Source organism: Paenibacillus sp. FSL M8-0228, from assembly GCF_038007385.1.
Classification (GTDB): Bacteria; Bacillota; Bacilli; order Paenibacillales; family Paenibacillaceae; genus Paenibacillus; species Paenibacillus polymyxa_D.
In genome coordinates this window covers 5,101,470-5,123,704 of sequence record NZ_JBBOXA010000001.1, presented here as the reverse complement: position 1 = coordinate 5,123,704, position 22,235 = coordinate 5,101,470, and the positions used below count along the sequence as shown (strand labels likewise).

Here is a 22,235-nt window from a genome sequence, read left to right as displayed (position 1 = left end):
TTTGACTGCTAACTGACTCATATCAGCTTTGTTATATACCTTGATCCATTCTAGGATGGATCAGGTTTCTTGATACCGCCCGGTGCTGCTGGGCGGTATCAAACCTAAAAACTCAGGATTTGGTTAAGGAGGGTTGCTCCTTGTTGGACGTTAACAATTTCGAATATATGAAAATCGGGCTTGCTTCCCCCGAAAAGATTCGTTCTTGGTCCCGCGGAGAAGTCAAAAAACCGGAGACGATTAACTATCGTACGCTTAAACCGGAAAAAGAAGGACTATTTTGCGAGAAAATTTTCGGACCTACGAAAGACTGGGAATGTCATTGCGGTAAGTACAAACGTGTACGCTATAAAGGTGTTGTCTGTGACCGTTGTGGAGTAGAAGTTACTCGCGCTAAGGTTCGCCGTGAGCGTATGGGCCATATTGAGTTGGCTGCTCCTGTATCGCACATTTGGTACTTCAAAGGCATTCCAAGTCGTATGGGTCTTGCTCTTGATATGTCTCCAAGATCTCTGGAAGAGATCATTTACTTCGCATCTTATGTTGTAACCGATCCAGGAGATACGCCTTTGGAGAAAAAACAACTCCTGTCCGAAAAAGAATACCGTAGCTACCGTGAGAAATACGGCTATGGCTTCCAGGCAGGTATGGGTGCTGAAGCGGTTAAAAAGCTTCTTCAAGATTTGGATATAGACAAAGAGTTAGAATTTTTGAAAGAAGAGCTGCGTACAGCTCAAGGACAACGTCGTAACCGTGCGATCAAACGCCTTGAAGTTATTGAGGCCTTCCGTAACTCAGGCAACCAACCGGATTGGATGATCATGGACGTACTTCCTGTTATTCCTCCTGAGCTTCGTCCAATGGTACAGTTGGATGGTGGTCGTTTCGCTACCTCTGACCTTAACGACTTGTATCGTCGTGTTATTAACCGTAATAACCGTCTGAAACGTCTGTTAGATCTAGGTGCGCCAGATATTATCGTACAAAATGAAAAACGGATGTTGCAGGAAGCTGTTGACGCTTTGATTGATAATGGTCGTCGTGGTCGTCCTGTTACAGGTCCAGGTAACCGTCCTTTGAAATCCCTCAGCCACATGCTGAAAGGTAAACAAGGACGTTTCCGTCAAAACTTGCTCGGAAAACGTGTTGACTACTCTGGTCGTTCCGTTATCGTTGTAGGTCCGTACTTGAAAATGTATCAATGCGGTTTGCCAAAAGAAATGGCGTTGGAACTGTTCAAACCTTTTGTTATGAAAGAACTGGTGAACAAAGGTTTGGCGCACAATATCAAGAGCGCGAAACGTAAAGTAGAGCGTGTGAGTGCAGAAGTATGGGATGTGCTGGAAGAAGTAATCAAGGAGCATCCGGTTCTTCTGAACCGTGCCCCTACGTTGCATAGACTCGGTATCCAGGCGTTCGAACCGATTTTGGTTGAAGGTCGTGCGATTCGTCTGCATCCGCTCGTATGTACTGCATATAATGCCGACTTTGACGGTGACCAAATGGCTGTTCACGTTCCGTTGTCTGCGGAAGCCCAAGCTGAAGCTCGTTTGCTTATGCTGGCATCCGGCAACATTTTGAATCCGAAAGACGGCAAGCCAGTTGTTACACCTTCCCAGGATATGGTTCTTGGTTCTTTCTATCTGACTATGGATAACAAAGAAGAAGAAGGAAGTAATATGATCCTTCGCAACATGAATGAAGCTATATCGGCTTACCAACGTGGTACAGCTGGACTTCATGCTCGTGTAGCTATTCCGGTTAAAGCTTTGAATAAAACGAGCTTTACGGAAAAACAACAGGAAGCGATGTTGATCACAACGGTTGGTAAAATTATCTTTAATGAAATTTTCCCGGCAAGCTTCCCGTACATCAATGATGCTACCCGTGCGAACCTGCTTTATGGTACTGCGGAGGAGTTCTTTGTTTACGAGAAGGGTGTAAATCTTACAGAAGCCATTCAAAACGCTCCGCAAGCTAGCGGGGTAGGCAAGGATTACCTTGGTAATATCATTGCCCGTTGTTTTGAGACTTACCATACAACAGAAACAGCTGTAATTCTGGATAAAATCAAGCAGCTTGGCTTTACGTATTCCACTCGTGCAGGGGTAACGGTTGCTGTATCGGACGTAATCGTGCCGGTGGAAAAACAAGAGATTCTTAAGGGATCCGAAGACAAAGCGCAAGTTGTAACGAATCAGTACCGTCGTGGTCTGATTACGAATGAAGAACGCTATGACCGGATTATCGATATTTGGTCTAAAGCGAAAGATGATATTACTGAAGTATTGATGAAGTCCATGGATCGCTACAACTCCATCATGATGATGGTGGACTCCAAAGCGCGGGGTAACAAATCACAGATTACTCAGCTCGGCGGTATGCGTGGTCTGATGGCGAATCCATCCGGACGTATTATCGAACTCCCAATCAAATCAAACTTCCGTGAAGGTCTGACAGTACTCGAGTACTTCATCTCCACTCACGGAGCGCGTAAAGGTTTGGCGGATACTGCCCTTCGTACGGCTGACTCGGGTTACCTGACTCGTCGTCTCGTAGATGTCGCACAGGATGTTATCGTGCGTGAAGAAGACTGCGGAACGGATAAAGGCTTCACAGTAAGTCGTATCCAGGATGGTAAAGAAGTAATTGAAGATCTCTATGACCGTCTGGAAGGTCGCTATTGCTTTGAAACGGTACGTCATCCTGAGACTGGCGAGATTTTGGCTAGACGTAACGAATTGATTGACTCCGACAAAGCTGAAGCGATTGTTAAAGCTGGCGTACACAAAGTTCAAATACGTTCTGTATTAAGTTGCCGTGCTAAACATGGCGTCTGCAAGAAATGTTACGGTCGCAATCTGGCGACTGGTAAACACGTTGAGATTGGTGAAGCAGTTGGTATCATCGCTGCACAATCCATCGGTGAGCCGGGAACACAGCTTACTATGCGTACGTTCCACACAGGCGGCGTAGCGGGTGACGATATTACACAAGGTTTGCCTCGTATCCAGGAGCTTTTTGAAGCGCGTAATCCTAAAGGTCAGGCAACGATTAGTGAAATTGACGGTACAGTTAAAGAAGTTCGTGAAGGTAAAGACCGCCGTGAGATCGACATTCAGGGTGAAGCTGAAACGAAAACATACTCAGTAACGTATGGTTCCCGCCTGCGCGTAAGCGAAGGTATGACTGTTGAAGCTGGGGACGAACTGACGGATGGTTCAATTGATCCTAAAGAAATGCTGCGTATTAAAGGTATTCGCGGGGTACAGAACTATATCCTTCAGGAAGTTCAACGCGTATACCGGAACCAGGGCGTAGAAATCAACGACAAGCACGTAGAAGTTATGATTCGTCAAATGTTGCGTAAAATCCGTATCATTGATGCGGGCGACACAATCTTACTTCCAGGCTCCTTTGTTGATGTCCATGAGTATGAAAATGCGAACAAGATAGCGATTCTCAGCGGCCAAGAACCAGCGGTAGCTAAGCCAGTACTGCTCGGTATTACCAAGGCATCTCTGGAAACTGACTCCTTCTTGTCAGCAGCATCCTTCCAGGAAACTACTCGTGTCCTGACTGATGCAGCTATTAAAGGCAAGGTTGATCAGCTGCTTGGACTGAAAGAGAACGTAATTATTGGTAAATTGATTCCTGCGGGAACAGGCATGAACCGTTACCGTAGCGTGAAATTTGCCCAGCCGGAAGAGGGGCAGTCTCCATCTGAGGAGCTCGAACCAATTTCGGCAGAGTAATACAAAAATAGTATGATTACCGGAACACCGCTGACATAAGCTTTGCATAAAAGCTGCAGTAGACGGTGCTCCGGTGCTTTTTTCAAAAATGAATCGTGTTATTCTGTTTAAATGAATTATGGTTTATATTTGTCTTGACATTACTTATAGTCAATGCTAATATAGCAAAGGTGCGTGAGCAGCCTATATGCTATTGGGTCTTTTCGGAGGAATGAGATATGTCTAAAGAACAGGGACTGCAAGATGCTCATGTCAAAATCGGTACCAAACAAACCATTCGTATGGTAGAATTGGGCTTTGCCTCAGAAGTATATGTGGCAGAAGACGCAGATCAGCGTCTCACTTCCAACATCATTGCTTTGTGCAACAAGCAAGGAGTCAAAGTGACTCTCGTAGACACAATGAAAAATCTCGGAGCTGCATGTGGGATTGAAGTGGGAGCCGCAATGGCTGCTATCGTAAAACAATAGGGTAAGGAACGTTTTTGTCTAAGGAATCGTTATTCTTGGCGGCAAAGACTTTTCATTTGTTCTTTTATGAACCGCCTGGGTCTGTGGGCTTAGATAAGGTTTGTAAAGTAACAGCAAAAATTGAGGAAGGGGGTGGCAACCAACATGCCAACTATTAACCAACTGGTTCGTAAAGGACGTCAAGCCAAAATCGAGAAATCGAAATCACCGGCTTTGCAAAAAGGTTTTAATGCCTTGAAACGTGAAGCTACCGACATCAGTGCCCCGCAAAAACGCGGAGTGTGCACTCGTGTAGGTACTATGACTCCGAAAAAACCAAACTCCGCACTTCGTAAATATGCTCGTGTTCGCTTGACGAACCGTGTAGAGGTGACTGCTTACATTCCAGGTATTGGACATAACCTTCAAGAACACAGCGTAGTGCTGATTCGCGGCGGTCGTGTAAAAGACCTTCCGGGTGTGCGTTACCATATCGTTCGCGGTGCTTTGGATACTGCAGGCGTAAACAACCGCATGCAAGCTCGTTCCAAATACGGCGCAAAACGCCCTAAAGCTAAAAAATCCTAATGAATATAAACCGCGTATGTCGGTTTAACATGTAAGAAAGGGGGATATCCATGCCACGCAAAGGTCCAGTTACCAAAAGAGACGTGTTGCCAGATCCGGTATACAACAGCAAGTTGGTTACCCGCTTGATCAATCGCATCATGCTCGACGGAAAACGAGGCGTTGCTCAAAGCATTCTGTACAATGCGTTCAAGCTTATCCAAGAACGTACGGGGAATGACCCGATGGAAGTTTTTGAAGCAGCTATCAAGAATATCATGCCAGTCCTGGAAGTTAAAGCACGCCGTGTCGGCGGTGCCAACTACCAAGTACCAATCGAGGTAAAACCAGAAAGACGTACGTCCCTGGGATTACGTTGGCTCGTAAACTACTCCCGCAACCGCGGTGAGAAAACCATGGAAGAGCGTTTGGCGGCTGAAATTATCGATGCTTCCAACAACACAGGCGCTTCCGTGAAAAAACGTGAAGACACGCACAAAATGGCTGAAGCGAACAAAGCGTTTGCTCACTATCGTTGGTAGGATTCAGCTCGAAAAAATAACTTCAATTTTGAAGGGAGACCCATTTCATGGCAAGAGAGTTCTCCTTGAAAAATACACGTAATATCGGGATCATGGCTCATATTGACGCGGGTAAAACCACAACAACAGAGCGGATCTTGTTCTACACAGGCCGTACGCACAAAATCGGTGAAGTTCACGAAGGCGCTGCGACAATGGACTGGATGGAACAAGAACAAGAGCGCGGAATCACGATTACTTCCGCTGCGACGACCGCTGCCTGGAAAGGTCATCGCGTCAATATCATCGACACCCCGGGGCACGTTGACTTCACTGTTGAAGTTGAACGTTCCCTTCGTGTATTGGACGGAGCAGTTGGTGTTTTCAGTGCGAAAGAAGGCGTTGAGCCTCAGTCCGAAACCGTATGGAGACAGGCTGATCGCTACGGCGTTCCACGGATCGCATATGTAAACAAAATGGATATCATTGGTGCCGACTTCCTGAATGTTGTCTCTGACATGCGTGATCGCCTTCAAGCGAACGCAGTTGCGATTCAATTGCCAATCGGCGCAGAAAATGATTTTACTGGTATTATCGATATCGTTGAACAAAAAGCTCATATGTACAAAGATGATCTTGGTCAAGATATCGAAGAAGTAGAAGTTCCTGCGGAATTCAAAGATCAAGTTGAAGAACTTCGTAATGAATTGATCGAGAAGGTTGCTGAACTGGACGAAGAATTGACAATGAAATACCTGGAAGGCGAAGAAATTTCGGTTGCCGAAATTAAAGCCGCTCTCCGTAAAGGTGTTGTAGAAGTTAAAATCTTCCCAGTTATCTGTGGATCTTCTTACCGCAATAAAGGTGTTCAGCTGATGTTGGATGCTGTTCTCGACTATTTGCCGGCTCCTATTGATGTGCCAAGTATTCAAGGGCATTTGGAAGACGGTACGGAAGTTGAACGTCACTCTTCCGATGAAGAGCCATTCTCCGCATTGGCATTCAAAATCATGACGGATCCTTACGTTGGTAAGTTGACATTCTTCCGCGTATACTCCGGTGTTCTTCAATCCGGTTCTTACGTATTGAATGCAACAAAAGGTAAACGCGAACGTATCGGACGTATTCTTCAAATGCATGCGAACAGTCGTCAAGAAATCACTGTAGTTTACTCTGGTGATATTGCGGCTGCCGTAGGTTTGAAAGATACAGGTACAGGTGATACACTGTGTGATGAGAAGAGTCCTGTTATTCTCGAGTCCATGAACTTCCCTGATCCGGTTATCGAAATCGCGGTTGAGCCTAAAACCAAAGCTGACCAAGATAAAATGTCTGTAGCTCTCGGTAAGTTGACTGAAGAGGATCCGACTCTTCGCGCTCATACTAACGAAGAAACAGGTCAAACCATCTTGGCGGGTATGGGTGAGCTTCACTTGGACATCATCATTGACCGTATGCGTCGTGAGTTCAAGGTAGAAACAAATGTGGGTAAACCACAGGTTGCTTACCGTGAAACGTTCCGTGCTCCAGCACGTGTCGAAGGTAAATTCGTTCGTCAGTCCGGTGGTCGTGGTCAATATGGTCACGTATGGGTTGAGTTCGAACCGCTTGAGCCAGGTACTGGTAGTCAATTCGAAAGTAAGGTAGTCGGCGGCTCTGTTCCTAGAGAGTACATCGCTCCTGCTCTTGCTGGTATTGAGGAACAAATGAAAAACGGCGTTATCGCAGGCTTCCCGCTTGTGGACGTTAAAGCTACAATCGTGGATGGATCATACCATGATGTCGATTCCAATGAAATGGCATTTAAAATTGCCGGATCAATGGCGCTGAAAGCAGCGAAAGACAAATGTAAACCAGTATTGCTCGAGCCGATTATGAAAGTTGAAGTAACGGTTCCTGAGGAATATATGGGTGACGTAATGGGTATGTTGAACTCCCGTCGTGGTCGGATTGAAGGTATGGATTCCCGCAGTGGAGCTCAAATCATTCGTGCGAAGGTGCCTTTGTCCGAAATGTTCGGATACTCGACTACACTTCGCTCCGGTACACAAGGACGCGGTGTGTTCTCCATGGAACTTTCTCATTATGAAGAAGTTCCGAAGAGCATTGCTGAAGAGATCGTTGCCAAAACCAAAGGCGGCGAGTAATACAATGTATCAGCTGACCGGTATGCTCTGGGTTTTACCAAAAGGGCATCCGGCAGCCTAAAATAATACAAGTTATTGAGGAGGAATTGTTCAAATGGCAAAGGCTAAGTTTGAGCGTAACAAACCGCACGTTAATATCGGTACTATTGGTCACGTCGATCATGGTAAAACTACTTTGACTGCTGCAATCACAACTGTATTGTCCAAAACTTACGGTGGTGCTGCTGTAGCATTCGATCAAATCGATAAAGCTCCAGAAGAGCGCGAACGCGGTATCACAATCTCCACTGCACACGTGGAGTATGAAACACCTAACCGTCACTATGCACACGTTGACTGCCCAGGTCACGCCGACTATGTTAAAAACATGATCACTGGCGCTGCACAAATGGACGGAGCGATTCTGGTTGTATCCGCAGCTGACGGCCCAATGCCGCAAACTCGCGAGCACATCCTGTTGTCCCGCCAAGTTGGTGTTCCTTATATCGTTGTATTCTTGAACAAATGCGACATGGTTGAAGACGAAGAGTTGCTGGAATTGGTTGAAATGGAAGTTCGCGACTTGCTGAGCGAGTATGACTTCCCAGGCGACGACACTCCAATCACTCGTGGTTCCGCTCGTGAAGCACTGCAAAACCCAGATGGCGACTGGGCTAAGAAAATCGTTGAAATGTTCGAAACAATCGACACTTACATCCCAACTCCAGAACGCGACACTGACAAGCCTTTCCTTATGCCTGTCGAGGACGTATTCTCCATCACTGGTCGTGGTACAGTTGCTACAGGCCGTGTAGAGCGTGGTACAGTTAAAGTGGGCGACGAAATCGAAATCATCGGTATTCAAGAAGAATCCCGTAAATCCGTAGTAACAGGCGTAGAAATGTTCCGTAAATTGCTTGATTCCGCTCAAGCTGGTGACAACATCGGCGCACTGCTTCGTGGTGTAGATCGTGCACAAATCGAGCGCGGCCAAGTATTGGCTAAACCAGGTTCTGTTAACCCACATACAGAATTTTCTGCTCAAATCTACGTTTTGACTAAAGAAGAAGGCGGACGTCACAAACCTTTCTTCACTGGTTACCGTCCACAGTTCTACTTCCGTACAACTGACGTAACTGGAATCATTACTTTGCCAGAAGGTTCCGAAATGGTAATGCCTGGTGATAACATCACGGTTACTGTTCAACTGATCAACCCGATCGCTATCGAAGAAGGAACTAAGTTCTCTATTCGTGAAGGCGGACGTACAGTTGGCGCTGGTGCCGTAGCAACAATCTCCAAATAAGAAGGCTTTTGCCTTTAAATAGAGCAACAGTGTACTGGAACGAGTAACGTTGTATTGGAACGAAGCTTAACGAGCCCCTGCCCTGGTGCGGGGGCTTTTCTCTTGAAAAAATCGCGAGCTGCGAGCACAATTGTATCTTTTGAAAATAAGATGCATTGTTTTTTCGTTTTTGCTTGCAATAGGCAGAACTATTCGATATAATAACTAATGTTGTTTGTGACTGTGCGATGATGTGAGAGGTTACTGACACACCCGGCCCCTTTGCCATGGGAGGGCTGTCGGAAAATTTTCACGGAGTATGTCCGATACCAAATTGGGCGATAGAAGGAGGGACTAAAATGGCAAAGCAAAAAATTCGTATCCGTTTGAAAGCTTACGATCATAGAATTCTTGATCAATCCGCTGAGAAAATTGTTGAAACAGCAAAACGTTCGGGCGCAGGTGTATCCGGGCCAATTCCGCTGCCAACTGAAAAACAAATCATTACTATTCTCCGTGCGGTACACAAGTACAAGGATTCCCGGGAGCAGTTCGAAATGCGCACACACAAGCGTTTGATCGACATTGTTAACCCGACTCCACAAACTGTGGATGCCTTGATGCGCTTGGACCTGCCGTCCGGTGTAGATATCGAAATTAAATTGTAATATGTAATTAGGAAAAGAAATGAGGTGTCAACATGAAAGGTATCTTAGGAAAAAAACTCGGAATGACTCAAGTGTTTACCCCTGAAGGTAACGTACTTGCTGTTACGGTTATCGAAGCAGGTCCTTGTGTTGTTCTGCAAAAGAAAGATCTGGAAAACGATGGATACGAAGCTATCCAACTCGGTTTCTCTGATAAAAAAGAAAAAAGATCCAACAAACCTGAAGCAGGACATGCGAAAAAAGCAAATACTGCACCTAAGCGCTACGTTCGTGAACTTCGTGGCATCGACCTTGCTGCGTACGAGGTTGGCCAAGAACTGAAGGCTGATGTCTTCACAGAAGGCGAGTTCGTTGACGTAACAGGTATTTCTAAAGGTAAAGGTTTTGCCGGCGTTATCAAACGTTGGGGACAAAGCCGCGGACCAATGGCACACGGCTCGCGTTACCACAGAGGTCCAGGTTCTATGGGTTCCATTCAAGCTAACCGCGTTCCTAAAGGTAAACACCTGCCAGGACACATGGGGCATGAAACGGTAACTATCCAACGTCTTGAAGTTGTTAAGATCGATACAGAACGTAATGTGTTGCTCGTGAAAGGTTCCATTCCAGGACCTAAAAATAGCTTCGTTAAAGTATTAGAAACGGTGAAAAAATAAACAACTGAAGAAAGGAGGAACACGAAATGCCAAAAGTAGCACTATTTAATATTAGCGGCAGCCAAGTTGGTGAAATTGAATTGAACGACGCAGTGTTCGGTATCGAGCCGAATAAGCACGTTCTTCATGACGCTGTTGTTATGCAATTGGCTTCCCTGCGTCAAGGTACTCACAAAGTAAAAGGACGTTCTGAAGTACGTGGTGGCGGACGTAAACCTTGGAAACAAAAAGGTACTGGCCGCGCTCGTCAAGGTTCGATCCGTGCACCGCAATGGGTTGGTGGCGGTACTGTATTTGGTCCGACTCCACGCAGCTATGCATACAAATTGCCTAAGAAAGTTCGTCGTCTGGCGATCAAATCGGCGTTGTCATCCAAAGTGATTGAGAATGAAATTATCGTATTGGACGCTCTTACACTGAACGGACCTAAAACGAAAGAATTCGCAGCCATTTTGAATAACCTTAAAGCTGATCGTAAAGCATTGATCGTAGCTCCTAGCTATGATGATAATGTAGCACTGTCCGCTCGTAATATTCCTGGTGTGAAGTTTGTAGCCGCAGATGGCATTAATGTTCTTGATGTGCTCGGACACGACAAACTGATCATTACGAAGGAAGCAGTTCAGAAGGTAGAGGAGGTGCTCGCGTAATGAAGGATCCTCGTGATATTATCAAACGTCCGGTTATCACCGAACGTACGGCTGGTATGATGAATGACTTGAAATACGTTTTCGAGGTTGACATTCGTTCTAACAAAGTCGAAGTTAAAAAAGCAATCGAAGCCATTTTTAACGTGAAAGTAAGTAACGTAAATACGCTTCGTGTTCCTGCAAAACCAAAACGCTACGGACGTCATTCCGGCTATACGAGCGAGTGGAAGAAAGCGTTCGTAACGCTGAGCAAAGACAGTAAGCCGCTTGAGTTTTTTGAAACGGTATAATTGAAACTGTAAAGTAAGGAGGGAAACTCAGTGCCAATTAAAAAGTATAAACCAACGTCCCCGGCCAGACGTGCTATGTCTGTATCTACTTTCGAGGAGATTACAACTAATCAGCCCGAGAAATCGTTGCTGGCACCTCTGAGCAAGCAAGCTGGACGCAATAACCAAGGTAAAATTACGGTTCGTCATCATGGCGGCGGACACAAACGTAAGTACCGTATTATTGACTTCAAACGTAACAAAGATGGAATACCGGGCCGCGTTGCTACGATCGAATATGATCCAAACCGTACGTCCAACATCGCACTTATCCACTATGTGGATGGTGAAAAACGTTACATCATCGCTCCTAAAGGTCTGAAAGTAGGAGACGAAGTGGTATCCGGTGCAGGTTCCGATATTAAAATCGGTAACTCTTTGCCATTGGAAAACATTCCAGTAGGTACGGTTATCCACAACATCGAATTGAAACCGGGTAAAGGTGGCCAACTCGTTCGTGCCGCTGGTACGGAAGCCCAACTTCTTGGTAAAGAAGAAAAGTATGTTACAATTCGTTTGACTTCTGGTGAAGTTCGCCGCATTCTGAAAGTTTGCCGCGCGACAATCGGTTCTGTAGGTAACGAAGACCATGAACTGGTGAAAATCGGTAAAGCTGGTCGTAGTCGCTGGTTGGGACAACGTCCTGAAGTTCGCGGTGTTGTAATGAACCCTAACGATCACCCACACGGTGGTGGTGAAGGTCGCGCTCCAATCGGACGTAAATCTCCAATGTCTCCATGGGGTAAACCAACCCTTGGTTACAAGACACGTAAAAAAGGTAAAGCATCTGATAAGTACATCGTTCGTCGTCGTACTAAGTAATAAAACGTGCGCTTAAGTCGCACGTTAACATATTAAGGAACGACTACGTTTTAACGAAGGGAGGATTCATAAATGGGTCGCAGTCTCAAAAAAGGACCATTCATTGATGGTTACCTGTTGAAAAAAGTAGAGGTTTTGAACGAGTCGGAGAAAAAAGTGGTAATCAAAACTTGGTCCCGTCGCTCTACGATTTTCCCGCAATTTATCGGACATACGTTTGGTGTATACGATGGCCGTAAACACGTGCCAGTATACGTAACGGAAGATATGGTCGGACACAAATTGGGCGAATTTGCTCCAACACGTACGTACAAAGGCCATACGGATGACGATAAGAAAACAAGAAGATAATCAACACAGCGTAGTGTTTGAGAGGAGGTAAACTCAATGGAAGCAAAAGCACATGCTAAATCCGTACGGATTTCTGCTCGCAAAGTGAAACTTGTTATCGATTTGATTCGCGGTAAGCAGGTTGGTGAGGCGATTGCAATTCTTCGTCACACTCCAAAGTCCGCTTCTCCAGTCGTTGAGAAATTGTTGAATTCTGCGATTGCAAATGCAGATCACAACTACTCTTTGGACGTAAATAAATTGGTAGTATCTCAGGTTTTTGTAAACCAAGGTCCTACAATGAAACGATTCCGCCCGCGTGCAATGGGTCGTGCAAGCCGTATTAACAAACGCACCAGTCATATTACTCTGGTGGTATCTGAAAAATAAGGAGGGAAAACGTGTGGGCCAAAAGGTAAATCCCGTCGGACTCCGAATCGGTATTATCCGTGATTGGGAATCCAAATGGTATGCAGGCAAAGATTTCGGTGATCTTTTGCTGGAAGACGTTAGAATTCGTGAACATCTGAAAAAAAGATTGAAAGACTCCGCTGTATCCCGTGTTGAAATCGAGAGAGCAGCTAACCGTGTCAATGTAACGATTCACACTGCGAAACCAGGTATGGTTATCGGTAAGGGTGGTTCCGAAGTTGAAAATCTGCGTAATGAAATTACTAAAATCGCAGGCGGTAAAAAGGTGCACATCAATATTTCTGAAATTAAAAATCCTGAACTGGACGCAATCTTGGTTGCTGAAAGCATTGCACAACAATTGGAACGTCGTGTTTCTTTCCGTCGTGCTTTGAAACAAGCGATTCAAAGAACTATGCGTTCCGGAGCAAAAGGAATTAAAACTCAAGTAGGCGGACGTCTTGGCGGTGCCGAAATCGCTCGTTCCGAAGGGTACAGCGAAGGAACTGTTCCACTGCATACGCTTCGTGCCGACATTGACTATGGTACAGCGGAAGCTCATACTACTTACGGCCGTCTTGGCGTAAAAGTATGGATCTATCGTGGAGAGGTTCTTCCTCCAGCTAAGAAACAAGCTCCTCAGGAAGGAGGCAACTAATCATGTTGGTACCAAAACGCGTAAAACATCGTAAACAACAACGTGGTCATATGAAGGGTCGTGCAAAAGGCGGTACTACACTGAACTTTGGTGAGTACGGTTTGCAAGCTACTGAACCTGCATGGATTACTAACCGTCAAATCGAAGCTGCTCGTATTGCGATGACTCGTTACATCAAACGTGGTGGTAAGGTTTGGATTAAAATTTTCCCTGATAAACCAATTACTCAGAAGCCTCTTGAGGTTCGTATGGGTAGTGGTAAAGGTAACGTAGAAAAATGGGTTGCAGTAGTGAAACCAGGCAAGATTATGTTTGAACTTGCTGGTGTTCCGGAAGAGATTGCTCGTGAAGCAATGCGTCTTGCCGCTCACAAACTGCCAATCAAAACTAAGTTTGTGAAACGTGAAGAATTGGGTGGTGAAGCAAATGAAGGCTAGTGAATTCCGCAACCTAACCACTGCTGAAATCGAACAAAAGATCTCCGGTTTTAAAGAAGAACTTTTTAACCTTCGTTTTCAACTCGCTACCGGTCAGCTTGATAACCCGACTCGGATCGGCGCTGTGCGTAAGGAAATTGCTCGTGCTAAAACTGTGATCCGTGAAAGAGAACTTGGGATTAGCTAAGATATCAGACCGGGTGGAAAATCCGCCTGTAATTAGGAAGGAGGCCAACAATGAGCGAACGTAATGCCCGTAAAGTATTAGTCGGTAAAGTAGTCAGCGACAAAATGGATAAAACGATTGTGATTGCTGTAGAAACTTACAAAAAACATGATCTCTACCATAAACGCATTAAAGTAACTAAGAAATTCAAAGCTCATGATGAAAACAACACTGCACAAATCGGTGATACTGTTAAAATCATGGAAACTCGCCCTTTGTCCAAAGACAAAAACTGGAGACTGGTCGAAATCGTTGAAAAAGCTGTTATAATCTAATGTAGTGTAGTTTTTCCGAAAGGAGGATAAATAAATGATTCAACCATTTACACGTTTGACTGTAGCTGACAATTCCGGCGCGAAGGAACTGATGTGTATCCGTGTGCTCGGTGGTACGGGACGTCGTACAGCTCAAATTGGTGACCTGATCGTTTGTTCCGTAAAACAAGCAACACCAGGCGGCGTTGTCAAAAAGGGTGATGTAGTAAGAGCGGTTGTTGTTCGTACTAAACGTTCTATCCGCCGTAAAGACGGTTCCTACATCGGATTTGACGAGAACGCAGCAGTGGTCGTTAAAGAAGACAAGAGCCCACGTGGTACTCGTATTTTCGGACCAGTTGCTCGCGAACTTCGTGACAAGGACTTCATGAAAATCGTTTCCTTGGCTCCGGAAGTGATCTAAACTCACCTTAAAATGTGCCCGTAGGAGGTGTACGAAATGCCAAAAGTGAAAAAAGTTCTGGAATCCCATAACAACAAGCTGCACGTCAAAAAAGACGACACTGTTCTGGTGATTACAGGTAAAGATAAAGGTAAAAAAGGTCGCGTTATCGCTGCCTACCCTCGTCAAAACCGTGTGCTTGTGGAAGGTGTTAACATGATTAAAAAACACCAAAAGCCTAATCAGCTGAATCCACAAGGCGGCATCATCGAGAAAGAAGCTCCGATTCACGTTTCCAACGTTATGCACATTGATCCGAAGAGCGGAAAAGTAACCCGTGTTGGTTACAAAGTTTTGGACAACGGAAAAAAAGTGCGCATTGCAAAACGTTCTGGCGAAGTGATCGACTAATTATTTTTTAAAGAAAGGAGGTATATGATTCATGGCTACAACAAGAATGAAAGAACGTTTCTTGAAAGAAATCACTCCTGCCTTGATGCAGAAGTTCAACTATACAACAGTGATGCAAGTGCCTAAAATCGAGAAAGTTGTAATCAACATGGGTGTTGGCGACGCAGTCCAAAACTCCAAAGTGCTTGATTCAGCTCTCAACGACATGCAGCTGATCGCTGGTCAAAAGCCAGTAATCACTCGCGCGAAAAAATCTATCGCAGGTTTTAAATTGCGTGAAAACATGCCAATCGGTGTAAAGGTAACACTTCGTGGCGAGCGTATGTATTATTTCTTGGACAAATTGTTCAACATTACTCTTCCTCGCGTACGTGACTTCCATGGTGTATCAACAAAAGCTTTCGACGGACGTGGTAACTACACGCTTGGTCTGAAAGAACAGTTGATCTTCCCGGAAATCGAGTATGATCAAGTTGATAAAGTTCGTGGTATGGACATCGTTATCGTAACGACTGCCAAAACTGACGAAGAGTCCCGTGAGCTTCTGACTCAGCTGGGCATGCCTTTCGCAAAATAATGTTGGCATAACGTTTCGGGCGTCTGATTTTAAAGACACCCTGTTCTCCGAAACTATTTAGGAGGTGTCAGGCTAAGTGGCAAAAACTTCGATGAAAGTCAAACAACAACGCGCACCAAAGTTTAAAGTTCGTGCTTACACTCGTTGCGAGCGTTGTGGTCGTCCACATTCGGTACTGCAAAAGTTTAAGATCTGCAGAATTTGCTTCCGTGAATTAGCTTATAAAGGCCAGATTCCTGGCGTGAAAAAAGCAAGCTGGTAAAAAGTCCTGTTTGGGAAGGAGGTTTATACACAATGACTATGTCTGATCCAATTGCAGATATGCTTACTCGTATTCGTAACGCGAACACAGTTCGTCACGAAACAGTAGAAATGCCTGCATCTACAATGAAAAAACAAATCGCCGACATCCTGAAACGTGAAGGATTCATTCGTGATGCGGAATTTGTTGAAGATAGCAAACAAGGGATCATCCGTATTTTCTTGAAATACGGTGCGAACAACGAGCGTGTTATCACAGGTTTGAAAAGAATCAGTAAACCAGGTCTTCGCGTTTACACGAAGAGCAATGAGATTCCACGCGTACTGGGTGGACTCGGGATCGCAATCATTTCAACATCCAAAGGTATCATGACCGACAAAGAAGCACGTCAGTCTAAAGCCGGCGGAGAAGTTGTTTGCTACGTTTGGTAAGATAACGTTTAAAAGATAGGAGGTGCAACAGATATGTCCCGTATTGGTCGTAAACCAATCACAGTACCAAGTGGTGTTGACGTGACTTTGAACAACACAGCGATCACAGTTAAAGGTCCTAAAGGAACATTGACTCGTGAGCTTCATAAAGACATGTCCGTTACTGTGGAAAACAATGAAATTAATGTAGTTCGTCCTTCGGACAACAAACTTCACCGCTCTTTGCATGGAACAACCCGCAGCGTTGTCAGCAACATGGTAAGTGGTGTAACTGAAGGATTTTCAAAATCTCTGGAGCTGGTTGGGGTCGGATATCGTGCAAGCAAATCCGGAGATAAAATCGTTCTGAACGTTGGATATTCTCATCCGGTTGAAATCACACCGGAAGCGGGCATCGAATTCGAAGTTCCTTCGAACACTAAAATCATCGTTCGCGGAATTGATAAAGAGCGTGTAGGTGCCTACGCTGCTAAAATTCGTTCCGTTCGTGAACCTGAACCGTACAAAGGTAAAGGGATTAAATACGAAGGCGAGCGCATCATCCGTAAAGAAGGTAAAGCCGGTAAGAAGAAATAAGTTTCTTACCGACTTTGTGCGGTCTTTCTGCTGGAAAGACTTCGTACTTCTTTTTTACCCAGTGCGTCTTAGTATAAAGATTTAAAAGGCAAACTGAAGGGAGTGAAAACTTGAGATGATTACAAAACAAGATAAAAATAAAGCACGTGTCAGAAGACATCTGCGTGTACGTAAGAAAATCGAAGGTACGGCTGTACGTCCTCGTTTGAACGTATTCCGCTCTTCCAAGCATATCTACGCACAACTGATTGATGATGTAGCTGGTGTAACATTGGTATCTGCATCCACTATGGATAAAGAACTGAGCAGTGAAATCAAAAACGGCGGTAGTGTAGAAGCAGCTCGTAAGGTTGGCGAACTCGTTGCTAAACGTGCGAAAGAAAAAGGTCATGCTAACATCGTATTTGACCGTGGTGGATACTTGTATCATGGACGGATTCAAGCTTTGGCTGATGCAGCTCGCGAAGCAGGCCTTGAATTCTAAGACATTTCTCAAAAGGAGGTTAACGACTTGCGTGTAGATCCGAATACTTTGGAACTGACTGAAAGAGTAGTAAATATTAATCGTGTAGCTAAAGTTGTCAAAGGCGGACGCCGTTTCAGCTTCAGCGCTCTGGTAGTAGTGGGCGACGGCAACGGCTGGGTAGGCGCTGGAATCGGTAAAGCTGGCGAAGTACCTGATGCAATTCGCAAAGGTATTGAAGATGCTAAGAAAAACCTGGTTCACGTTCCACTCGTAGGAACAACAATTCCTCACCTTGTTACAGGTAAGTTCGGTGCTGGCCGGGTTCTGTTGAAACCGGCATCGGAAGGTACTGGAGTTATCGCTGGCGGTCCGGTTCGTGCTGTACTGGAACTTGCTGGTGTAGGTGATATCTTGACAAAATCTTTGGGTTCTTCGAATTCCATGAATATGGTCAATGCGACTTTGGAAGGTTTGTCCCGTTTGAAACGCGCTGAAGAAGTTGCAAAATTGCGCGGCAAATCCATCGAAGAGCTGCTGGGCTAAGGAGGGAATATCATGGCGAAATTAGAAATTACCCTCGTTCGTTCGTTGATCGGCCGTCCTGGTAATCAGAGAACGACTGTTAAAACGCTCGGCTTGCGTAAAATCAACCATAAAGTAGTTCAACCCGACAATGCAGCTATTCGCGGGATGATTAATCAAGTTAGCCATTTGGTTTCTGTTAAAGAAATTGAGGCTTAAGAAATAAAGTATTTTAACAATAATCAAGGAGGTGCAACGAACGATGAAGTTACATGAGCTTTCCCCAGCTCCAGGCTCCCGCAAAGAACGTAAACGTTTGGGTCGTGGTCCTAGTAGTGGTACGGGTAAAACTTCTGGTCGTGGTCATAAAGGTCAAAACGCTCGTTCCGGCGGTGGTGTACGTCCGGGCTTCGAGGGTGGTCAAAACCCACTGTATCGTCGCTTGCCTAAACGCGGTTTCGTAAATCCTACTCGTAAAGAGTATGCGGTTTTGAATATCGAAGATTTGAACAGTTTTGCAGCGGGTACAGAAGTAAGCCCTGAGTTTTTGCTGAACAATGGCATTGTGAAAAACGCCAAATCCGGAATTAAAATTCTGGGTAACGGTGAAATCACTGTGAAATTGACAGTTAAAGCGAACAAGTTCTCTCAATCTGCGGTAGAGAAAATTGAAGCTGCCGGCGGTAAAACCGAGGTGATCTAATGTTCAAGACCCTGAAAAATATATGGCGGGTTGAGGATCTTAGAACCCGAATCCTGTTCACCCTGTTTATACTCTTTGTATATCGTATTGGCTCCTTCGTGCCGGTTCCCGGCGTGAACAAGCAAGTCTTTACTTCTCAGGATCAAGCAGGAAGCGAGTTGTTTGGACTCCTTAACACCTTCTCAGGGGGCGCATTGTATCAGTTTTCGATCTTCGCCCTCGGGATTATGCCATATATTACAGCGTCCATCATTGTACAGTTGCTGTCAATGGACGTGATTCCGAAACTTGCGGAATGGGCTAAACAAGGAGAGCATGGTAAAAAGAAGTTGGCTCAAATTACGCGTTATGGTACGGTAATACTTGGCCTGATTCAAGCATTCGGAACGTCGATTGGCTTTAATCGACTGTACGGTGCAGCGATGATTCCAGGAGCCACTTTTGCAGATTATCTGGTCATTGCCATTGTGCTTACAGCAGGAACTACGTTCCTTATGTGGCTCGGTGAGCAAATTACCGAAAAGGGAATCGGCAATGGTATCTCTATTGTTATCTTCGCAGGGATTGCGGCGGGTATTCCAAGACATATTCGGACGGTTGTAGAATCTCAGTTTATTCAGGCGGATCAGCTGTTTATGAATATTCTGAAGGCAATTATAATTGCTCTGGTGATTGTTCTGATTATTGTTGGTGTTATCTACATCCAGCAAGGTATTCGGAAAATCCCGGTACAATACGCGAAACGTGTAGTTGGCAACAAAATGTACGGTGGCCAGAATACGCATATTCCGATGAAAATTAATGCGGCAGGCGTTATTCCGGTAATCTTTGCGGTATCATTGCTGCAATTCCCGACAATTATTGCGAGTTTCTGGGCAGATCATGTTTGGGCTAAGTGGGTTACCACTTACTTGTATTATGACAAGCCGCTGGGCATGGTTTTGTATGTCGTAATGATTATCGGTTTCACATTCTTCTATACCTTTGTACAGATGAATCCGCAGCAAATGGCCGACAATATGAAGAAAAACGGCGGTTATATTCCGGGAATTCGTCCGGGTAAAGCCACGGAGAAATACTTGACACGAGTAATGTCACGTTTGACAATGACAGGAGCTTTGTTTCTGGCAGTCATATCCGTTTTGCCGGTATTCTTCGGTTCGCTTTCGGGCTTGCCTCGTTCCGTGCAAATTGGCGGTACTTCATTGCTCATCATCATTGGTGTAGCATTGGATACAATGAAGCAAATCGAAAGCCAACTGATCAAACGCCATTACAAAGGCTTCATCAACAAATAGGCAATAGGTACCGGCTTAGGATGTTCGCATGCTTACCGGCACCTTTTGTGCTGTTTCTTGTGTAGGGGTCGTCTTGAGGAGTGACAGATTGTGAATATTTTGATCATGGGCCCTCCGGGGGCTGGTAAAGGTACACAAGCAGATGTCATTGTGAAGGAATTCGGCATTCCTCATATCTCGACAGGTGATGCTTTTCGCCTAGCGATGAAACAGGGAACACCTATTGGCATTAAAGCTAAAGAATATATCGACAAGGGTGAACTTGTTCCGGATGACGTAACAATCGGCATCGTTGAAGAACGGCTGCAACAGCCAGATTGCAAGAAAGGGTTCTTGCTGGACGGTTTTCCAAGAACTTTGGCTCAGGCTGAAGCCTTGGATCAAATTTTGGGTCGTTTGAATACGAAGCTAGATGACGTTATTAACTTGAAAGTGGATAGTGACAACTTGTTGGCACGAATCACAGGACGGCGGGTTTGTAAAACCTGCGGAACTAGCTATCATATTGTCTTTAATCCTCCTAAGGTTGAAGGCATTTGCGACAAAGACGGTGGGGAACTCTATCAGCGTCCTGACGATAATGAAGATAGCGTAAGAACACGACTTGACGAATATAGTAATAAAACAGCACCACTCCTCACGTTTTATGAGAACCAGAATCTTCTGCGTCATATCGACGGAGAACAGGATATTGATGTGGTTTCCCAAAATATCGTGTCCTTGTTGCGGGGTTAGCTGTAATGATCATTTGCAAGTCGGGGGCGGAATCAAGCTTTATGAGGAAAGCTGAGAGAATAGTTACGGAAACGGATCATTTCTTGGCAGGACACATCGAGCCCGGTATTACGACCGGTGAACTTGATCATTTAGCTGATCGGTATATTCGCAGTCAGGGAGCTGTGCCGTCTTTTAAAGGTTATAACGGTTTTCCTGCTAGCATTTGCGCTTCAGTCAACGAACAACTGGTGCACGGATTTCCCGGCAAACGCAAGTTAAACAAAGGCGATATCATCGCGAAAACTCGCCAGTTTACAATGTCGCATGCCATTCGGCAATATATTGAGAATCCAAACCGTGGTATTCCTGAGCAGGGGCCGAGGCTGAAAACCGGCATTGTGCTGGCTATTGAATCTATGATTCAAATAGGTTCTCACCATGTAGGGACGCTGGAAGACAACTGGACGGTCGTTACGATGAACGTAACCTCATGTGCTCATAACGAGCAAGCGGTGACGTGCGAAACGGGCGGCATGGACATTTTCACGAAACTGAGTGCGTAGGTGATTGGAATGATTCAGCAAGGAAACCTGCAAATCGGTCAGCTGGTGAAGATTCTGAAAGGCAGAGGTGCCGGACAGATTGCGGTTGTCGTTTCAGTAGCAGATAGCAGGTTTGTATATATTGCGGATGGGGATAAACGAAAGTTTGATCAAGCGAAGAAGAAAAATGTTCTTCATTTGGTGCCTCAGCCAAAGATTAGTAGCGAGATTGTAAACAGTTTAAACGAAAGCGGTCGGGTGACGAATGGAAAGCTGCGCCATGCAGTGAAAACTTTCCTGGATTCGTCCGAATACCAAGCTGAAGAGAAAGGAGACTGACTTTGGCCAAAGAAGATGTCATTGAGGTTGAAGGTACGGTAATCGAGCCACTGCCGAACGCTACGTTCAAGGTAGAGCTGGAGAACGGTCATCAAATTCTTGCTCATGTTTCCGGAAAGCTGCGGATGCACTTTATCCGTATTTTGACAGGCGACAAGGTGGTTGTACAGTTATCGCCTTACGATTTAACCAAAGGCCGTATAACGTACCGCAAGTAATTCATGCAGGTTTTTATTAAACGTATATCATTTAAAAAAACTTGTTTTGCTCGGCAAAACGATGTGAATGTTCACGAAGCGAGTTTTACCAGGGTAAAGCTTGGAGGAGGTAATCAACATGAAGGTAAGACCTTCTGTAAAACCTATTTGCGAAAAATGCAAAGTCATTCGCCGCAAAGGGAATGTAATGGTTATTTGCGAAAATCCGAAACACAAACAAAAACAAGGTTAATAGAAGGGGGTGTAGCGTAAAATGGCTCGTATAGCTGGTGTGGATTTGCCACGTGACAAACGCGTTGAGATCGCCTTGACTTACATTTTCGGAATCGGTAAAACGACTTCTCAGAAAATCTTGAAGGAAACAGGCATCAGTGCAAACACGCGTGTTCGTGATTTGACTGAAGATGAAGTGAGCAAATTACGTGAAACGATCGACAAAGAAGTTAAAGTAGAAGGCGATCTGCGTCGTGAAATTTCCTTGAATATTAAACGTCTGACTGAGATTGGCTGCTACCGTGGTGTTCGTCACCGTCGTGGGTTGCCTGTTCGCGGACAACGTACTAAAACTAATGCTCGTACGCGTAAAGGTCCTCGTCGGACTGTAGCGAACAAAAAGAAATAAGAAG

At 45.1% G+C, this 22,235-nt stretch carries 34 protein-coding genes; all 34 read left to right on the top strand.

From position 1 onward, the window contains the following. The first annotated feature begins 140 nt into the window (after positions 1 to 140). The 34 genes from rpoC to rpsM all read left to right on the top strand — a co-directional run bounded on the left by rpoC (position 141) and on the right by rpsM (position 22,231). A complete protein-coding gene (gene rpoC, locus MKY98_RS23270) occupies positions 141 to 3,755 on the top strand; it encodes a DNA-directed RNA polymerase subunit beta' (RefSeq protein ID WP_029514492.1) in 3,615 nt (1,204 codons plus the stop codon). A gap of 218 nt (positions 3,756 to 3,973) precedes the next feature. Next, on the top strand, positions 3,974 to 4,225 hold the full coding sequence (locus MKY98_RS23265; RefSeq protein WP_007432588.1) for a ribosomal L7Ae/L30e/S12e/Gadd45 family protein: 252 nt from the start codon (positions 3,974 to 3,976) through the stop codon (positions 4,223 to 4,225). Between the two features lie 144 nt (positions 4,226 to 4,369). After that, a complete protein-coding gene (gene rpsL / locus MKY98_RS23260; protein WP_007432587.1) occupies positions 4,370 to 4,792 on the top strand; it encodes a 30S ribosomal protein S12 in 423 nt (140 codons plus the stop codon). Positions 4,793 to 4,842: 50 nt separating this feature from the next. Then, complete coding sequence (rpsG, locus tag MKY98_RS23255; RefSeq protein WP_007432586.1) at positions 4,843 to 5,313, top strand: 30S ribosomal protein S7; 471 nt, start codon at positions 4,843 to 4,845, stop codon at positions 5,311 to 5,313. A 47-nt stretch (positions 5,314 to 5,360) separates the two neighbouring features. After that, positions 5,361 to 7,439, top strand: a complete 2,079-nt coding sequence (fusA, locus tag MKY98_RS23250) for an elongation factor G (RefSeq protein ID WP_029514491.1) — start codon at positions 5,361 to 5,363, stop codon at positions 7,437 to 7,439. Positions 7,440 to 7,533: 94 nt separating this feature from the next. Next, the gene (gene tuf, locus MKY98_RS23245; protein WP_023990558.1) at positions 7,534 to 8,724 is read left to right on the top strand and encodes an elongation factor Tu; all 1,191 of its coding nucleotides are present in this window, start codon (positions 7,534 to 7,536) and stop codon (positions 8,722 to 8,724) included. Positions 8,725 to 9,062: 338 nt separating this feature from the next. Beyond that, a complete protein-coding gene (rpsJ, locus tag MKY98_RS23240) occupies positions 9,063 to 9,371 on the top strand; it encodes a 30S ribosomal protein S10 (RefSeq protein WP_005544556.1) in 309 nt (102 codons plus the stop codon). 32 nt (positions 9,372 to 9,403) lie between these two features. Then, positions 9,404 to 10,027, top strand: coding sequence for a 50S ribosomal protein L3 (rplC, locus tag MKY98_RS23235; protein WP_013312161.1), 624 nt, complete (start codon positions 9,404 to 9,406; stop codon positions 10,025 to 10,027). A 26-nt stretch (positions 10,028 to 10,053) separates the two neighbouring features. After that, positions 10,054 to 10,677 carry a 50S ribosomal protein L4 gene (rplD, locus tag MKY98_RS23230; RefSeq protein ID WP_013312160.1) on the top strand — a complete coding sequence of 208 codons (624 nt, stop codon included), beginning with the start codon at positions 10,054 to 10,056 and terminating at the stop codon, positions 10,675 to 10,677. Further along, positions 10,677 to 10,967 carry a 50S ribosomal protein L23 gene (gene rplW / locus MKY98_RS23225; RefSeq protein WP_013312159.1) on the top strand — a complete coding sequence of 97 codons (291 nt, stop codon included), beginning with the start codon at positions 10,677 to 10,679 and terminating at the stop codon, positions 10,965 to 10,967. The genes rplD and rplW overlap by 1 nt, the downstream gene beginning before the upstream one ends. Before the next feature lie 30 nt (positions 10,968 to 10,997). After that, a complete protein-coding gene (gene rplB / locus MKY98_RS23220) occupies positions 10,998 to 11,828 on the top strand; it encodes a 50S ribosomal protein L2 (protein WP_029514490.1) in 831 nt (276 codons plus the stop codon). Positions 11,829 to 11,900: 72 nt separating this feature from the next. Next, on the top strand, positions 11,901 to 12,179 hold the full coding sequence (gene rpsS, locus MKY98_RS23215) for a 30S ribosomal protein S19 (RefSeq protein ID WP_029514489.1): 279 nt from the start codon (positions 11,901 to 11,903) through the stop codon (positions 12,177 to 12,179). 36 nt (positions 12,180 to 12,215) lie between these two features. After that, on the top strand, positions 12,216 to 12,548 hold the full coding sequence (gene rplV, locus MKY98_RS23210) for a 50S ribosomal protein L22 (protein ID WP_013312157.1): 333 nt from the start codon (positions 12,216 to 12,218) through the stop codon (positions 12,546 to 12,548). A 13-nt stretch (positions 12,549 to 12,561) separates the two neighbouring features. Further along, positions 12,562 to 13,227, top strand: a complete 666-nt coding sequence (rpsC, locus tag MKY98_RS23205; RefSeq protein ID WP_013312156.1) for a 30S ribosomal protein S3 — start codon at positions 12,562 to 12,564, stop codon at positions 13,225 to 13,227. A gap of 2 nt (positions 13,228 to 13,229) precedes the next feature. Continuing rightward, positions 13,230 to 13,664 carry a 50S ribosomal protein L16 gene (gene rplP, locus MKY98_RS23200; protein WP_007432576.1) on the top strand — a complete coding sequence of 145 codons (435 nt, stop codon included), beginning with the start codon at positions 13,230 to 13,232 and terminating at the stop codon, positions 13,662 to 13,664. Further along, the gene (gene rpmC, locus MKY98_RS23195) at positions 13,654 to 13,851 is read left to right on the top strand and encodes a 50S ribosomal protein L29 (protein WP_007432575.1); all 198 of its coding nucleotides are present in this window, start codon (positions 13,654 to 13,656) and stop codon (positions 13,849 to 13,851) included. Before rplP ends, rpmC begins: the two co-directional genes overlap by 11 nt. Before the next feature lie 50 nt (positions 13,852 to 13,901). Continuing rightward, positions 13,902 to 14,165, top strand: a complete 264-nt coding sequence (rpsQ, locus tag MKY98_RS23190) for a 30S ribosomal protein S17 (protein ID WP_007432574.1) — start codon at positions 13,902 to 13,904, stop codon at positions 14,163 to 14,165. A 34-nt stretch (positions 14,166 to 14,199) separates the two neighbouring features. Beyond that, positions 14,200 to 14,568 (top strand): 50S ribosomal protein L14, encoded by a 369-nt coding sequence (rplN, locus tag MKY98_RS23185; protein ID WP_007432573.1) that lies wholly within the window; start codon positions 14,200 to 14,202, stop codon positions 14,566 to 14,568. Between the two features lie 36 nt (positions 14,569 to 14,604). After that, positions 14,605 to 14,958: a 50S ribosomal protein L24 gene (gene rplX, locus MKY98_RS23180; RefSeq protein WP_013312155.1), complete on the top strand. Its 354-nt coding sequence runs from the start codon at positions 14,605 to 14,607 to the stop codon at positions 14,956 to 14,958. 31 nt (positions 14,959 to 14,989) lie between these two features. Then, on the top strand, positions 14,990 to 15,535 hold the full coding sequence (rplE, locus tag MKY98_RS23175) for a 50S ribosomal protein L5 (protein ID WP_007432571.1): 546 nt from the start codon (positions 14,990 to 14,992) through the stop codon (positions 15,533 to 15,535). A 76-nt stretch (positions 15,536 to 15,611) separates the two neighbouring features. Then, positions 15,612 to 15,797: a type Z 30S ribosomal protein S14 gene (locus MKY98_RS23170; protein ID WP_010348808.1), complete on the top strand. Its 186-nt coding sequence runs from the start codon at positions 15,612 to 15,614 to the stop codon at positions 15,795 to 15,797. Positions 15,798 to 15,829: 32 nt separating this feature from the next. Next, complete coding sequence (rpsH, locus tag MKY98_RS23165; RefSeq protein ID WP_007432570.1) at positions 15,830 to 16,228, top strand: 30S ribosomal protein S8; 399 nt, start codon at positions 15,830 to 15,832, stop codon at positions 16,226 to 16,228. A gap of 33 nt (positions 16,229 to 16,261) precedes the next feature. Continuing rightward, positions 16,262 to 16,804, top strand: coding sequence for a 50S ribosomal protein L6 (gene rplF / locus MKY98_RS23160; RefSeq protein WP_029514488.1), 543 nt, complete (start codon positions 16,262 to 16,264; stop codon positions 16,802 to 16,804). A 115-nt stretch (positions 16,805 to 16,919) separates the two neighbouring features. Next, complete coding sequence (rplR, locus tag MKY98_RS23155) at positions 16,920 to 17,288, top strand: 50S ribosomal protein L18 (RefSeq protein ID WP_007432568.1); 369 nt, start codon at positions 16,920 to 16,922, stop codon at positions 17,286 to 17,288. Between the two features lie 27 nt (positions 17,289 to 17,315). Then, positions 17,316 to 17,813: a 30S ribosomal protein S5 gene (rpsE, locus tag MKY98_RS23150; protein ID WP_013312151.1), complete on the top strand. Its 498-nt coding sequence runs from the start codon at positions 17,316 to 17,318 to the stop codon at positions 17,811 to 17,813. A 12-nt stretch (positions 17,814 to 17,825) separates the two neighbouring features. Further along, positions 17,826 to 18,011: a 50S ribosomal protein L30 gene (rpmD, locus tag MKY98_RS23145; RefSeq protein WP_013312150.1), complete on the top strand. Its 186-nt coding sequence runs from the start codon at positions 17,826 to 17,828 to the stop codon at positions 18,009 to 18,011. A 43-nt stretch (positions 18,012 to 18,054) separates the two neighbouring features. After that, positions 18,055 to 18,495, top strand: coding sequence for a 50S ribosomal protein L15 (gene rplO / locus MKY98_RS23140; protein WP_013312149.1), 441 nt, complete (start codon positions 18,055 to 18,057; stop codon positions 18,493 to 18,495). Then, entirely contained in the window at positions 18,495 to 19,793 is a 1,299-nt protein-coding gene (gene secY / locus MKY98_RS23135; protein ID WP_013312148.1) for a preprotein translocase subunit SecY, read from the top strand. Before rplO ends, secY begins: the two co-directional genes overlap by 1 nt. A gap of 90 nt (positions 19,794 to 19,883) precedes the next feature. Then, positions 19,884 to 20,528: an adenylate kinase gene (locus MKY98_RS23130; RefSeq protein ID WP_029514486.1), complete on the top strand. Its 645-nt coding sequence runs from the start codon at positions 19,884 to 19,886 to the stop codon at positions 20,526 to 20,528. 5 nt (positions 20,529 to 20,533) lie between these two features. Then, positions 20,534 to 21,073 (top strand): M24 family metallopeptidase, encoded by a 540-nt coding sequence (locus MKY98_RS23125; RefSeq protein WP_069011496.1) that lies wholly within the window; start codon positions 20,534 to 20,536, stop codon positions 21,071 to 21,073. A gap of 9 nt (positions 21,074 to 21,082) precedes the next feature. Next, on the top strand, positions 21,083 to 21,391 hold the full coding sequence (locus MKY98_RS23120) for a KOW domain-containing RNA-binding protein (protein ID WP_013312145.1): 309 nt from the start codon (positions 21,083 to 21,085) through the stop codon (positions 21,389 to 21,391). A 2-nt stretch (positions 21,392 to 21,393) separates the two neighbouring features. After that, positions 21,394 to 21,609: a translation initiation factor IF-1 gene (gene infA / locus MKY98_RS23115; RefSeq protein ID WP_006212898.1), complete on the top strand. Its 216-nt coding sequence runs from the start codon at positions 21,394 to 21,396 to the stop codon at positions 21,607 to 21,609. A 118-nt stretch (positions 21,610 to 21,727) separates the two neighbouring features. Then, positions 21,728 to 21,841, top strand: a complete 114-nt coding sequence (gene rpmJ, locus MKY98_RS23110; RefSeq protein WP_003333770.1) for a 50S ribosomal protein L36 — start codon at positions 21,728 to 21,730, stop codon at positions 21,839 to 21,841. Between the two features lie 21 nt (positions 21,842 to 21,862). Beyond that, positions 21,863 to 22,231 (top strand): 30S ribosomal protein S13, encoded by a 369-nt coding sequence (gene rpsM, locus MKY98_RS23105; protein WP_007432560.1) that lies wholly within the window; start codon positions 21,863 to 21,865, stop codon positions 22,229 to 22,231. The last annotated feature ends 4 nt before the right edge of the window (positions 22,232 to 22,235 follow it).